The organism is Vibrio sp. (assembly GCF_050299255.1).
GTDB lineage: Bacteria > Pseudomonadota > Gammaproteobacteria > Enterobacterales > Vibrionaceae > Vibrio.
On record NZ_JBNKVP010000012.1, the window covers coordinates 1 to 14,258 of the forward strand.

The 14,258-nt window shown below is 51.0% G+C and carries 11 protein-coding genes; all 11 read left to right on the forward strand.

Annotated elements, in window-relative coordinates; all coding sequences use genetic code 11:
• The first annotated feature begins 112 nt into the window (after positions 1-112).
• Complete coding sequence (locus ACQY6F_RS05585; RefSeq protein ID WP_428772822.1) at positions 113-631, forward strand: prepilin-type N-terminal cleavage/methylation domain-containing protein; 519 nt, start codon at positions 113-115, stop codon at positions 629-631.
• A gap of 2 nt (positions 632-633) precedes the next feature.
• Positions 634-1,167, forward strand: coding sequence for a type IV pilus modification PilV family protein (locus ACQY6F_RS05590; RefSeq protein WP_428772823.1), 534 nt, complete (start codon positions 634-636; stop codon positions 1,165-1,167).
• The gene (locus ACQY6F_RS05595; RefSeq protein WP_428772825.1) at positions 1,167-1,910 is read left to right on the forward strand and encodes a PilW family protein; all 744 of its coding nucleotides are present in this window, start codon (positions 1,167-1,169) and stop codon (positions 1,908-1,910) included. The genes ACQY6F_RS05590 and ACQY6F_RS05595 overlap by 1 nt, the downstream gene beginning before the upstream one ends.
• On the forward strand, positions 1,900-2,334 hold the full coding sequence (locus ACQY6F_RS05600) for an MSHA biogenesis protein MshP (RefSeq protein ID WP_428772826.1): 435 nt from the start codon (positions 1,900-1,902) through the stop codon (positions 2,332-2,334). Before ACQY6F_RS05595 ends, ACQY6F_RS05600 begins: the two co-directional genes overlap by 11 nt.
• Positions 2,334-5,645 carry a DUF6701 domain-containing protein gene (locus ACQY6F_RS05605; protein ID WP_428772828.1) on the forward strand — a complete coding sequence of 1,104 codons (3,312 nt, stop codon included), beginning with the start codon at positions 2,334-2,336 and terminating at the stop codon, positions 5,643-5,645. Before ACQY6F_RS05600 ends, ACQY6F_RS05605 begins: the two co-directional genes overlap by 1 nt.
• Before the next feature lie 152 nt (positions 5,646-5,797).
• Complete coding sequence (locus tag ACQY6F_RS05610) at positions 5,798-6,841, forward strand: rod shape-determining protein (RefSeq protein ID WP_428772829.1); 1,044 nt, start codon at positions 5,798-5,800, stop codon at positions 6,839-6,841.
• A gap of 60 nt (positions 6,842-6,901) precedes the next feature.
• Positions 6,902-7,804 (forward strand): rod shape-determining protein MreC, encoded by a 903-nt coding sequence (mreC, locus tag ACQY6F_RS05615; protein WP_428772830.1) that lies wholly within the window; start codon positions 6,902-6,904, stop codon positions 7,802-7,804.
• Positions 7,797-8,285 carry a rod shape-determining protein MreD gene (gene mreD / locus ACQY6F_RS05620; protein WP_428772832.1) on the forward strand — a complete coding sequence of 163 codons (489 nt, stop codon included), beginning with the start codon at positions 7,797-7,799 and terminating at the stop codon, positions 8,283-8,285. Before mreC ends, mreD begins: the two co-directional genes overlap by 8 nt.
• 4 nt (positions 8,286-8,289) lie before the next feature.
• Entirely contained in the window at positions 8,290-8,850 is a 561-nt protein-coding gene (locus tag ACQY6F_RS05625; protein ID WP_428772834.1) for a Maf family protein, read from the forward strand.
• A 21-nt stretch (positions 8,851-8,871) separates the two neighbouring features.
• The gene (rng, locus tag ACQY6F_RS05630; protein ID WP_428772835.1) at positions 8,872-10,341 is read left to right on the forward strand and encodes a ribonuclease G; all 1,470 of its coding nucleotides are present in this window, start codon (positions 8,872-8,874) and stop codon (positions 10,339-10,341) included.
• A gap of 19 nt (positions 10,342-10,360) precedes the next feature.
• Positions 10,361-14,233 carry a YhdP family protein gene (locus ACQY6F_RS05635; RefSeq protein ID WP_428772837.1) on the forward strand — a complete coding sequence of 1,291 codons (3,873 nt, stop codon included), beginning with the start codon at positions 10,361-10,363 and terminating at the stop codon, positions 14,231-14,233.
• The last annotated feature ends 25 nt before the right edge of the window (positions 14,234-14,258 follow it).

The window sequence follows — 14,258 nt, forward strand, 5'->3', positions numbered from 1 at the left end:
TTCCACTAAGTCCTTCAATTCTAAAACTCGCCATAGCTTACGAATACCCCCTCTAGCAATGGTATTTTTCCCTATATAGTTAACCAATTAGCAAACAAGTTATCCCCCTGCAATGGACAAATACGCGGCAAAAGGATTTACCCTGGTAGAACTGATAATCGTGATCATTTTGCTCGCGATAGTCACCGTATATGCCGCCAGCCGCTATTTCGGCGTCGGCAGTTTTGCCGCTTATACTGCTCAGGAACAGACGATCGCGGTGATCCGCCAGGTTCAGCTAAGCCGGATGCAGGCCAATATTGCTGATCTCAACAGCTATTGCGACAGCCCGGCAGCGCCTAGTGAGCTTAAGCAGCATTGCCTGCGCAGTCGGCTTAGCATTCAAACCGGTCTGCCCAGCTGTATTGGCAGTTCACTGGCGTGTTCATTGACAACCGAGCAGCGCAGCGATGTGATGTTAAGCGATCAGGTTACGGTCAGCGTCACGCCTAACGTCACTGATATCAGCTTTGATATGCTGGGTAATCCGCAAGGGGCAGCGGCCGGAGGCATTACTCTTACCCTGACTGCCAGTGATAGCCAAACCCGGGTCTGTATTAATGCCCAGGGTTATGTGTCAGGAGGTTGCTGAGAATGAAAATACGCGGCTTTACCCTGATAGAAAGTATTGTGGTGATGGTGGTGCTCGGGATTGCCATGGTGACCATCAGCAGCTTTATTGTCCCGTTGGTAACTCGCTCTGCCGACCTGCATTACCAGGCCCGGGCTGCCGCACTGGGGCAAAGTTTAATGACACAAATTCTGGCGCGCGGGTTTGATCACAACAGTGACTTTAACGGCGGTGAACTTCGCTGCGGAGAGGGACAATCCGCCGGTACGCCACATGCAAACTGCAGCTCGGTGATGGGGGCAGAGAGCGAATCGCCGCAGCAGTTTAACGATGTTGATGATTACCAGGGCTGCTGGATTCCCGGTGGCGGCAATGGCTGCAGTGATCTCAACCTGCTGGTGGGTGACAGCCAGACCAGCTACAAAAACTTCAGGGTGGATATTGCTGTCGACTATGCCGCAGGCTTTGCCCCCAATTCACTTAAGCAGATCAATATGGTGATCCACGCCAGCCGCCAGCAACCGCTGCAATTTACCGCCTTCAGGGGGAACTACTGATGCGCGTGCGCGGTTTTACCCTGATTGAAATGGTGTTGACCATGGTTATCGGCGGCATTCTGGTGCTGGCGATTGCCGGATTTGTCGAATTTGGCACTAAGGGCTATGCCGATTCAGTTGAGCGGCAGCGGCTGCAGACCCAGGCAAAATTTGTGCTGGAGAAAATGAGCCGAGAGCTACGCCATAGCGTGCCCAATATGCTGTCCGATGACCTGATTATCGGAAGCAGCAGTTGCATCAATTTCTACCCGATCGACTATGCCGGTTTCTATACCATTTCCGGTGCGGATGTGCTGTTTGTGGTCGGTGGTTCATACAGCAATAACCAGATTATCGATGCCGGTGAAAGACTGATCACCAATCCCACTTCGGTGTCTGACGCGGTCAATGCCATTGAATTGACCAGTGCTAATACGACAGTGTCAGGCGCGGTGTTTACCCTGGTCAGCGGAGCCAGTCAGCTCTCCAGCCAGTCTGTCGCCAATCGTTATTATCTGTTTTCCCAACAGGTTGCTTACTGTCTGCGCAGTGGTAGTGCGGATATTGTTCGCCAGCAGCAGGATTTAGCCACCGGTTCACAATCTCTAATCCCGGTTTCCGATTCGGTTATCAACCAAGGCAGCTTTTCGTATCAGGGCACCAATATGGAGCAGGCGGGTTTGGTACATATAAACCTGCTGTTTGAATCACAGGGTGAACAAACTAACTACCAGCAAGATGTACAGGTGCTCAATGTACCATAGTCAGCGGACCCAGCGAGGCAATCTCTTTGTGGTAGTGATATTCGTCATTGTGGTGATGGGTTTTCTGGCGGCCAGTTTAAGCCGGGTGGAATGGAGTAATCAGGAGGCTAATTCACGTGATGTGCTCGGTAGCCAGGCCTGGTTGTTAGCGCACTCGGTAAATGAGTGGGCACTTACTCAGCTATATCCGCCGTTGAATACCGGAGAGCAGTTTGACCTTACTGCTACCTGTTCGGCGCTACCGGCGGTTCCGGCTGGGCTGTATACCGAAAACTGCCGCCAAATAGTCGTCAGTTGTACTCCACCGGGTTCAGGTATTCCCGAAGCGCTGCGCTATTTTACGTTGCAATCGAGGGTCCAATGCGGTTCGGGTGAGTTTCTGGTGGAACGTAGCCAGCAGGCTTGGTTGAGAGAGGTTGAGTAATGGTCAGGATTTGGTTTGTTCTGTTACTTTCACTGTTTACTCTACCAGCATGGGCATTTTCCAGTGCTCAGTGTGGGGCGCTGTTAAGTAATACCGAGTTTGCAGTTACTTACAAACTTGATCCCGCGAGTGACAATGACGTGATTTACGCAACCAAGCGAAATCCCAGAAAGGCCAGAGATTATGTGCCGATATGGAGTAATAATGCCAATGTTGGGGCGGTTATTACTGACTATGACACTTCTCCCGGATACGTCTACAACATTGCACTCAGTTACCAAACTACCAGTAATAAGGCCGGAATTTTAGAATACTACCTACTACGAGATGGTGCATGGGATTTGATTAGTTCGGAATTTGCCGACCTAACCGATTTATCTGCTGCCATTGCGGTATCTGGCGATGGGCAGGGTGTAAATGAAGTCGAGTGTAGCAATACTCCTGAGTTGCCTCCGGTTGAGATCGATGTTGATGTCTGCCCATTTGTTCCCGAAGTTGCTCAAAGTAATGTTTACTGGAATCGCCAGCCACAGGGTCAACTGGCGATAACCAATGGCACTGGCAGCAAGCTGGTTCTGCCATCCGATGGGACAGAGCTCTCCTTTAAAAACTACGCTGGTGGTGCGGGATGTGACTATCCATCACTTGGGATTCAAACTTGTCAGGTTGATCCAATCAAACATTACCTTAATTTTCCACCGGTCATAAATGATTATTCGGTCGACAGAGAGGCCGCTGTCAATTGTACTGGCGGAGATTGCGGTGACCTGGCTGCACGCAAATATGAATCCGTCTTCCTTGGAACAGACAGTACCATCAATCTGACTGGGGGACACTACTATATCGGAACGTTGACGATGCTTGGTGGTGCGCAGATAACTATCACTGCGCCCAGTGTTATTCACTATAAACAGGCCGTATTTGACCAGTCAGGCTCTGTTAACCCTATCAAAATTAATGACGGTGGTGTAAGTGAAGATCTGCTGATTATTGGCCATGGTGCAGCCTCCAACTGGTCAGTTCCCTGGACTGTTGAGGGGATGAGTGTTTATGGTTATATCTATGTGGATCCGGCCAACACTCGAGGTGGGGGATTTGATATTGGAGCGACAGATTTTTACCTTTCTGGTGGGGTAAGTGCACACAGTGTCAATATCAGTGGCTGGAATGGTATAATAGCGTCGCGTAGCCAACACCAGTGTGTCACACCAGGCAACCGGTTTGATATCCGTATCTCACCATCAACGCAGATGGCGCTTGCTTGCGGTAGTGCCAGTCCCAACTTTACTGTCAATACCTCAAAAAATGGTGTTGCAGAATCTCTTCAGGTCAAAGTAGAAATATATCGTTCAAGTCCTGGCGACAGTAGTTATTTAAGTGCGGAAGTCGCTAATGGAATCGGACAAAATAATGGCGGCGGATATTTTTCTTCTAATACTTCAGGCGAATTGAGACTAAGCGTCCGTTCGACATCGCCAAGTAAAACAGACCTTGAAAACCCTTATACCATTCAAATCACTATGGTGGACGATGAAAGCAAAGAGGTGGCCGCGACATTCAGTTATGTGCCATTTTTAATCGCGGTAGATAATTTGGATGTGGTTGCCGGGGATGTTTTTCCACGTGAAGGGCAAACTTGGAATCAAGAGGTCTGGGCCTGTACGGAGAACAATACTGCGATTATTGCCTCCAGTTACAGTGGCTCACCTAGTGTCAGCCATAGCGTCATCTACCCGAGCAAGACAGATGGCGGTATTGACGGTACGTTGACTTATCAGCCGCAGTTTAGTGCTGGAAAATCCAATAGTTCCCTGTCGATAGATGAAGCGGGTGATTTTCAGGTCACTCTGGTCGAGCCCAAATTTGACTGCACCGGTTTAAGAGATTGTCCTATCGATGGGCAAAAAGAACTCACTGGCACTTTCCATGTACGCTCCCGCCCCGACCGTTTTGCCATCTGTTCCCAAGACAACGAGAGCGTCGATGGTTACAGTTATGCTGGACCAGGTTACCGGGCGGCAGGTGACCCATTTACCCTTTACGCCAAACCGGTGATGTATGGGGCGAGAAATGCCCAGGCTTGCACGGAAGATAATACCGGCGTAACGCAAAACTATTTTTTTACCGATGGCCGCGTAGCGGCGATGCCAGTTCTCGACTCGCCGATAGAGGGAGAAGTGGGGGGGCTGAAGCCAATCTCGCTGTTAAATCAATCTATTACTGGTGTTGCCCCGGATAATGGCGGTTATGCTTTTGCCAATCTGCGTTATAGCGAAGTCGGCAGCTTTAAATTTAAGGTCAATGAAACCAGCGCTTTCTTCAGTAATATCCTGGGAGGCTTTTCTGGCCGGCTGAGCATCGGCCGCTTTTACCCCGCCTATTTTGAGCTAGAAGGTGACAATAGCTGGGATTACCCCTCCAGCCAAAACTTTGCCTATATGCACCAGCCGTTTGACGGTTATCAGTTTAATCTTTCGGCGTACAATTCGGCCGGGGAAAAAGTGAAAAACTACACTTGGTTTGAGCCGCAGTTTCAAGCCAAAATTGCACTGTCTGAAATGGGTAGCACTCCAAATCGGCTTATTTCGCCATCATTGGATAAAGGCCGTTGGAGTTCGGCAACTGCCGGGGGAGAAGATTTTGCATTAGGTGAGTTTGATTACAGTTCACCTTCAACGCATAACTGTGCCACGGGATTCTGCTGGACCAAGGCAACGGATTTTGTGCCTGATGGACCGCTAAATCTGTCCGGAAACAGCGATAGTCAAATTAGTCTGACTGTCGATCCTCTTGTGAATGAAGACCCGGTCAAATTTACGCCAACCAGGGCTGAGACCCTGTTATTACCCGTACAGCCACAGATTCTGTTTGGTCGGCTACACTTGGCCGATGTCGACGGGCCGACGGGCAGAGATATCGCCATACCGCTACAAACTCAATACTGGAACGGCAATACTTTTGCTGTAAACGGCCAGGATAATGCGACCAGCTTTATTGGTAGTAACAGTTGCAGCAGCAGTACCAATGTCACGGCGTCTGGCAGCGCGACTGTGGTTGATGGCGAGTCGCAGCAATTAATCGCCAGTCAACAAACGGCCCGGAGAGAACAGGCGCGTATTCAATTGGCGCTAAGTGCTCCTCCCGAACCTAGCTGCAGCGCTCCGGGTGTCAATCTGCTGCCCTGGCTTCGTTACGACTGGGATCAAGATAAGAACGACGAAGAAGATCCTCAGGCATTGGTCACCTTCGGTATCTTCCGTGGTAACGATAAGATCATTTTTCGTGGCGAAACCGGCCTTACAGGCGGCTGACAGTTGTCCTTTTTTTATACTAAGTAAGGAATATGTTAGAAATTGCGTGTTTCAGCCCATGTTTACACCTCAATGCCTTGCTGTGATGGCAAGGCATTGGTACATTTAGCTCAGTTTTCTATCTTCTAATTCTTGCAGGACGAGCGAAGAATATGTTCAAAAAACTTCGTGGCATGTTTTCTAATGACCTATCTATCGATTTAGGCACTGCCAACACCCTAATTTATGTAAAAGGACAAGGTATTGTTCTTGACGAGCCCTCTGTAGTTGCCATCCGTCAGGATCGTAATCGTGCAGGTAAAAGTGTCGCAGCGGTGGGTCATGCTGCTAAACAAATGCTGGGCCGTACTCCAGGGAATATTTCAGCAATTCGTCCGATGAAAGATGGCGTCATTGCCGACTTCTACGTTACCGAAAAAATGCTGCAGCACTTTATTAAACAAGTGCACGACAACAGCGTGCTGAAACCTAGCCCACGTGTGCTGGTCTGTGTCCCTTGCGGTTCTACCCAAGTAGAACGCCGTGCGATCCGTGAATCGGCACTGGGTGCTGGCGCACGTGAAGTGTACCTGATCGACGAACCAATGGCGGCGGCAATCGGTGCCGGTTTACGCGTATCTGAACCTACCGGTTCAATGGTGGTCGATATCGGTGGTGGTACTACTGAAGTTGCCGTTATCTCACTGAATGGTGTGGTTTACTCTTCATCTGTTCGCATTGGTGGTGACCGTTTTGATGAAGCGATCATTAACTATGTTCGCCGCAATTACGGCAGCTTAATCGGTGAAGCGACTGCCGAGAAAATCAAACATGAGATCGGTTCTGCGTACCCGGGTGACGAAGTTCAGGAAATCGAAGTTCGCGGTCGTAACCTGGCAGAAGGTGTGCCACGCAGCTTTAGCCTGAACTCTAACGAGATCCTGGAAGCCCTGCAGGAACCACTGACCGGGATTGTATCGGCCGTGATGGTTGCACTGGAACAGTGTCCACCAGAATTGGCATCAGACATTTCCGAAAATGGTATGGTCCTGACTGGCGGTGGTGCATTGCTGAAAGATCTTGATCGATTGCTGACTGAAGAAACCGGCATTCCTGTAGTGGTGGCAGAAGACCCACTGACATGTGTTGCCTTAGGCGGTGGTAAAGCGCTTGAAATGATCGACATGCACGGTGGCGATCTGTTTAGCGAAGAATAACGCTTCTGCGGTTCGCCACTATGGGTGAACTGGAATCAGCTCAGATAGGATTTCGAACGCATGAAGCCAATCTTTGGTAGAGGCCCTTCACTTCAGTTAAGACTATTTATCGCCGTTATAGTATCAGCCAGCCTTATGCTGGCTGATAGTCGTTTGGGTGCATTTTCTGATGTACGTTACCTGCTCAACAGCATGGTTGCTCCGATCCAATACGCCGCCGATTTGCCGCGGGTAATGTTTGACGGCTTTTACGAACGATTTAACAGCCGCCAGGAGCTGATGCAGTCCAACCACAACCTGCGTCGTGAAGTGCTGGGACTGAAAAGTGAACTGGTGCTGCTGGACCAATATCGCGAAGAGAACCAGCGGCTGCGCAAGTTGCTGGGGTCTTCGTTTGTCCGCGATGAGCGTAAAGTGGTCACGGAAGTCATGGCGGTCGATACTTCACCCTACCGTCATCAGGTAGTGATCGATAAAGGCCGTACCGACGGTGTTTATGTCGGTCAGCCGGTCATCAATGACAAAGGTATCGTCGGTCAGGTTACTTTTGTTTCGGCACACAACAGCCGGGTACTGCTGCTGACTGACAGCAACAGCGCCATTCCTGTCCAGGTCATCCGCAACGACATCCGGGTGATAGCATCTGGCAATGCCCAAGTGGACAAAATGCAGCTGGAACACATTCCTATCAGTACCGACATTCAGGAAGGCGACTTATTGGTCAGCTCCGGATTGGGGGAAATCTATCCTGAAGGCTACCCGGTTGCGGTGGTGGCCAAAGTCGAACGTGACAGTCGGCGAGAGTTCGCCTTGATCGAAGCGGATCCGGTGGTCGATTTTGAGCGGCTGCGTTATCTGTTGTTGGTCTGGCCGAGTGAAGCCAATCAGAAATCAGTTGAAGAAGAGCCTGCGCCACAACCGCCGGCAGCAACCGTGTCTGATGAGGAGCAAAAAGATGGCTAACCACGTACTGCAAAGTAAAATGGTGATTGCGACCACTTTTCTGCTCGCACTGGTACTGCAAACCATTCCATGGCCAGGAATACTGGATCTGCTAAGGCCCTCCTGGCTGCTGTTGGTTACCTGTTATTGGGTTCTGGCGCTGCCACACCGGGTCAATGTCGGTACCGCTCTGGTGCTGGGCTTATTGTGGGATTTGCTGCTGGGCTCGACACTCGGTATCCGCGGGATGATGATGGCGATTGTGATTTATATCGTCGCGCTAAACTTCCTGGTACTGCGAAATATGGCGCTCTGGCAGCAGGCGATCATCATCGCGCTACTGTCTATGTTGCTGCAAGTGCTGATATTTTTTGGAGAATACTTGATTCAGGATGTCGCCTTTAACCCGTTGTCACTGTGGAGCGGCCTGATTAACTGTATACTGTGGTCATGGTTATTTTTGTTGTTGCGCCGGGTTCGGCGTCACTGGCACGTAAAGTAGAACAATGAGCAAAAGATTAGTCCTGGCCTCCGGCTCTCCTCGTCGAAAAGAGTTGTTGCAGCAACTCGGTTATCAGTTCGATATTTTGATTCCGGCTGTTGAAGAACAGCGACAGCCCGATGAGTCACCGGTGCACTATGTTGAGCGGCTGGCGCGAGAGAAAGCGCTAGCGGTGCTGGCTTATGCAGGTGATGTCGTGGTGCTCGGGTCTGATACTATCGTGGTGTGCGACAAGCAGGTGTTAGAAAAACCGGCTGATTTTGCCGCGGCGAAACAGATGCTGCAACAGTTGTCCGGGCGATCGCATCAGGTGATGACATCGGTATGTATCGCCACCCCACAAGTGCAAAAAACGGTGCTGGTTACCACTCAAGTCTGGTTTAAATGCCTGTCAGAACAAGAAATAGAACAGTATTGGCAATCTGGTGAGCCTTGCGACAAAGCGGGCAGTTACGGAATCCAGGGACTTGGTGGGCGATTTGTTACCCGCATCGAAGGCAGCTATCACGCTGTTGTTGGTTTACCCCTGTACGAAACGGACCAACTGCTACAAGAATTCTTATAAAATCAAATTTGAGGTGCTCTCATGAGTACAGAGTTGCTTATAAATGTTACCCCCAGTGAAACCCGGGTCGCGATGATCGAGGGGGGAACCCTCCAGGAAATCCATGTCGAACGTGAAGCCAAACGAGGCATAGTCGGCAATATCTATAAAGGTAAAGTCAGTCGTGTACTGCCCGGCATGCAGGCCGCGTTTGTCGATATCGGTCTGGATAAAGCGGCTTTTCTGCATGCTTCCGATATTGTCCCCCATACCGAATGTGTCGCGGAAAATGAAAAGCAGCAGTTCCAGGTACGGGATATCTCTGAGTTAGTCCGCCAGGGGCAGGATATTGTGGTGCAGGTGGTGAAAGATCCACTCGGTACTAAAGGGGCTCGCTTAACCACTGACATTACCCTGCCATCCCGTTATCTGGTGTTTATGCCGGGAGCTAGTCACGTAGGGGTTTCCCAGCGCATCGAAAGTGAACAAGAGCGTGATCGGCTGAAAAAAGTCGTGGCCGATTACTGTGATGAACTGGGCGGTTTTATTATTCGCACCGCCGCAGAAGGCGCAGACGAAAAAGAGTTGTCCCAGGATGCGGCATTTTTGAAACGTCTGTGGTCTAAGGTTATGGAGCGTCGCAGCAAATACAAGACCCGTTCGACGTTGTACGGTGAGCTTGGGCTGTCGCAACGTATTCTGCGTGACTTTGTCGGTACCGAACTGGATAAGATTCTGGTGGATTCACGGCAGGAATTCGAAAACCTGCAGGAGTTTACCTCTGAATATGTGCCCGAACTGACAGAGAAACTGGATCTGTACGAAGGGGATAAACCTATCTTCGATATGTACGACACCGAAAATGAAATCCAGCGAGCGTTAGATCGCAAAGTCGAGCTCAAATCGGGTGGCTACCTGATCATCGACCAAACGGAAGCAATGACCACGGTCGACATCAATACCGGTGCGTTTGTTGGTCGTCGCAATCTGGAAGAGACCATATTCAATACCAATATTGAAGCGACACAGGCCATCGCCCGTCAACTGAGGCTGAGGAATCTGGGCGGTATTATTATCATTGATTTCATCGACATGGCATCAGACGACCATCGCGTGCGAGTACTCAACTCGCTCGAGACGGCGCTGAACAAAGACAGGGTGAAAACCAATATCAATGGTTTCACCCAACTTGGCTTGGTCGAAATGACCCGTAAGCGCACCAGAGAAAGCATCGAGCATGTGCTGTGCTCGCAATGTCCGACCTGTGAAGGGCGTGGCAGTGTCAAAACGGTGGAAACCATCTGTTATGAAATTCTGCGTGAAATTACCCGGGTTAACCGCGCCTACGATGCCGATAAATTTGTGGTGTATGCATCGCCATTGGTGGCAGAAGCCCTGGATGGAGAGGAATCCCACGCTCTGGCTGAGCTGGAGCTGTTTATTGGTAAGCAAGTGCACATTCAGGCTGAGCCCCTGTACATTCAGGAACAGTTTGACGTCGTGATGATGTAATTCCGGGTAGCAAAGAGCGATGATAACCCGTTTATGGCGAATCAGTTTGTATCTTATGGTCGCTGCTCTGGTCTCATTGGCCATAGCAGTCACAGCCATGCGCGTGGTACTGCCCAAGTTAAACCAGTACCGTGACGAGATTCAAACCTGGGTTAATCAACAGAGCGGGATCGATTTTGAAATCGCGGCCATTGAAGGCTTCTGGCGCAATACCCACCCCTCCATTTCATTGCAGGGCGTCGACGCTGATACCGGTCCTGGCAGTGATATCCAGCTCACCGTCGGTCGTGTGGAAGTGGAGTTTGACCTGATCCAGTCGCTGTTACAACTGCAGCCAGTGGTCGCCGAGCTCACTTTGCATCAGATGGCGCTGGATGTCAGTTCGATCAACTGGCTGGAAGCGCAAGCCGAGCAAGGCGCGGTAGCGAAACCGCAAAGCGATGATAGTTCGGTGATCAAGCAGCTGGAGAGCATTTTTCTGCGTCAGCTGGATGAGTTTGCCCTGCTGGATTCCCGCTTAACCTATCTTGGCTTGGATGGTCGTGAGCGGGAACTGGCGATTGATAAGTTACGCTGGCGCAATCAGGGCAAACGGCACCTGGCTGACGGTATTGTCAGCGTAGTGGATAGCAATCTTAATTCTTTATCCGTCAGCGCTCAGTTTACCGATTATGGCTCCGTCGCCGATGTTTCCGGTGACTTTTATCTGTCCGCAGATAATGTCCAGGTTGGCCCTTGGCTGACGCAGTACATTAAAACAGAAACCGGCATTACCAAGGGACGCGCGAGCTTCAACAGCTGGCTGACACTGGAACGCAGTGAGCCCAAAGACGCCTATGTCGAGCTGCGACCATCGAAACTGTCCTGGCAGAATGACGTTGAACATCAGTTGACTGTTGATTCAGGCGTATTCAAGTTATTCCCAACTGATAAAGGCTGGCAGGTAATTGGTCACTCACTTAAGCTGTCTACCGATCAACAATCCTGGCCAGATATCGACTTGGCCTTCAACTGGCAACCCGAGCAGTGGCTGTTAAACGTATCCCAGTTGGAGTTGGCGAGGTTAAGGCCTTTGGTGAGCCTGATACCAGGTTCCAGCGATATCAGCACGACAGTCGATAAATTACAGCCTGGCGGCGTTTTAAGCGACATTCGTCTGTCGATGGGCAGCGAGGTGGAGTCATTGCGGTATTCCGCCAACCTGACCGACGGGTCTCTGGCTCAGGGGTATCTGCTGCCGGAAGTGCACCGGTTGAGTGCCCAAATCAGTGGTAACCTGGAACAACTCAATGCTAAGGCTGAGCTGATCGATGATCAGTTGCCTTACGGTGACGTATTCCAGGCGCCGTTGAATATAAAACAAGGGCTGGTCGATATTGTCTGGCAACAGTGGCCGCAAGGGGGCTGGAGTTTATGGGCGGATAAAGTCGCGGTTGCGACCCCGGATCTGCAGGCGCTGGGGGCGTTTCGCCTCGACATGCCTCCTGAGCAGAGCCCATTACTGTCATTTTACGCTGAGGCCGACCTGGTGAATGCCGGTCAGACCTGGCGTTACCTGCCGACACTGGCGTTGGGGCGGGATCTGACCGACTACCTCTCTACTGCCATTCAGGGCGGCAAGGTGAATACCGCCAAATTGCTCTGGTATGGCCGTCTGGCCGATTTTCCCTACGCGGATAATAACGGTATGTTCCAGGCCTGGGTTGGACTCAAGCAAGGTAAGTTCAGTTTTGATACCGCCTGGCCTCCGATCACTGATCTGCAGTTGGATCTGTTATTTCAAAATGACGCCATGTATCTGGATTCAGACCATGCGGTGCTAATGGATGTTAATGCTGAGCGTATTACCGGACGGATTCCTCATCTGGCCCCTGACGGCCATATCGAGATCGAAGCGAAAGCGAGAGGAAAAGGCAACGCGGTCAGAGATTATATGACGGCCACGCCGCTGGTGGATTCCGTCGGTGCGGCATTAACCACGATCCAGATCGATGGTGATGTCGATTCCGAGTTTCAGCTCAATATTCCGTTTAATCGTCAGCGTCAGCCCAGAGCCTGGGGCTATGCCGATCTGGCCAGTGATCAGGTTAAGATCAATGCGCCGCCAATGGCATTAGCCGATGTCTCGGGACGGGTAGAGTTTGACAATGATGTCGTTAAGGCGGCGGGATTGAGCGCAATTTTGCTCGATCAGCCAGTTTCGATCGATTTTGCCGGTGAAAATGCCAGTGAAGGTTACGTGGTCAATATTGATGTGCTGGGGGACTGGGATATCAAACCGCTGGTCCCCTATGTTGGCAAACAGTGGCTGGGCAAGCTATCTGGTCATGCGCCGTGGAATATGGATGTGGATATTCAGCTGGATGATGTCGGCTTTACGTATCAGATCGATACCCGCGCCGACATCAAGCAGTTGGTAAGTGAATTCCCGTACCCGCTGGCCAAAGCGAAAGGGGTGGCCGGCCAGGCCAGATTGCAGGCATCCGGTAATCAGGAAACCGTCAGTGCGCGGCTGCAGGTACCGGGAGCCAAATATCAGACGGAAATTGACATTCGACCCAACACTCCGGAACTTTATGCCAGTAATCTGATACTTGGACGTGGCAGCTTTAAGATCAGCCCGATTGTCGGCCATCAGGCCCAGGTCCGGCTGGATAAAATCGATCTGGACTCCTGGCTGAGCGCGTTCGAAGCACCGGTTAAAACCGAAAAAACGCGTCTTTCTCAGCTCAATACTCCTGAGATCCCAATACCGGAGCGGGTTAACCTTAACAGTGAAACCGTCAACCTGGCCGGACTGGAATGGCACGATGTGGCGTTTGAAGCTAAGCGTAAAAATCTTGGCTGGTATATGCAGCTCAACAGCCAGGAAGCCAAAGGCGAAGCCAGCTATATTGAACCTTATGACCTTTCCGTGTCACTCGATCGGCTCCATGTGTTTGTCCCTCAGTTGGAACAACGGGATGAGAGTAAATCCATCTTCGAAGCGGAAGATCAGTCGGCGCCACTGATCTCCGGTTTTGAACGCCGCTTCCATCAACTGATGCCGAATCTTACTCTGAATATCTCGGACTTCTGGTTGCAGGGTTACAAAGTGGGCAAGCTCAACATGGACTTACAACGGCGTGGAGATTCGCTGGAGTGGAAAAAGCTGTCGATGCAGAGTGGCAACAACCAGCTGGATATCAGTGGTCGTTGGGAGCTGTCTGGCGATCGCAGCCATACTCAGATGAATATGTCGGCCTCGGGCGAAAACAACAGCGACGTGCTGGAACGGTTTGGCATTTCTACCGGTATTCAGCGTGCGCCGTTTGAGCTGGCGGCGGATACCGAGTGGGACGGGGCGCCTTGGTCAGCCCGCATCTCGTCGTTGCAAGGCGGTATGAAGATTAAGCTGGGCAAAGGCGTTGTATCGGATGTCAGCGGCGCTGCCAAGTTGTTGGGGCTGTTTAGCCTCGATTCGATCATTCGTAAGATGCAGCTTGATTTCAGTGACGTATTTGACAACGGGATGGCTTTTAACTCGCTGACCGGTACCGGTAAGCTTCAGGACGGCATTTTTATCACCAATGACATTCAGATGGATGCGGTTGCCGGTGAGATGAATATAAAAGGTATCGCCAACTTGAACAGTCAGATGGTCGATGCGGAAGTGAACTTTGTCCCGGATATTACCTCGGGTATTCCCGTGCTGACCGCTTTTGCCGTGACGCCACCTACAGCGCTGTATGTGCTGGCAATTACCACGGTGTTTGCGCCGGTTGTGGAAGTCTTTACTCAGGTGAACTACGAAGTTAAAGGACCGCTGGATTCTCCCAAAGTGAGCGAGCTGTCGCGGAGCCGGGGAGAGTTCACCCTGCCGAAAAAAATGCGCAAGGAAAAGCAACAGTAACACACGGAAAGCAATAGGAAGTGGA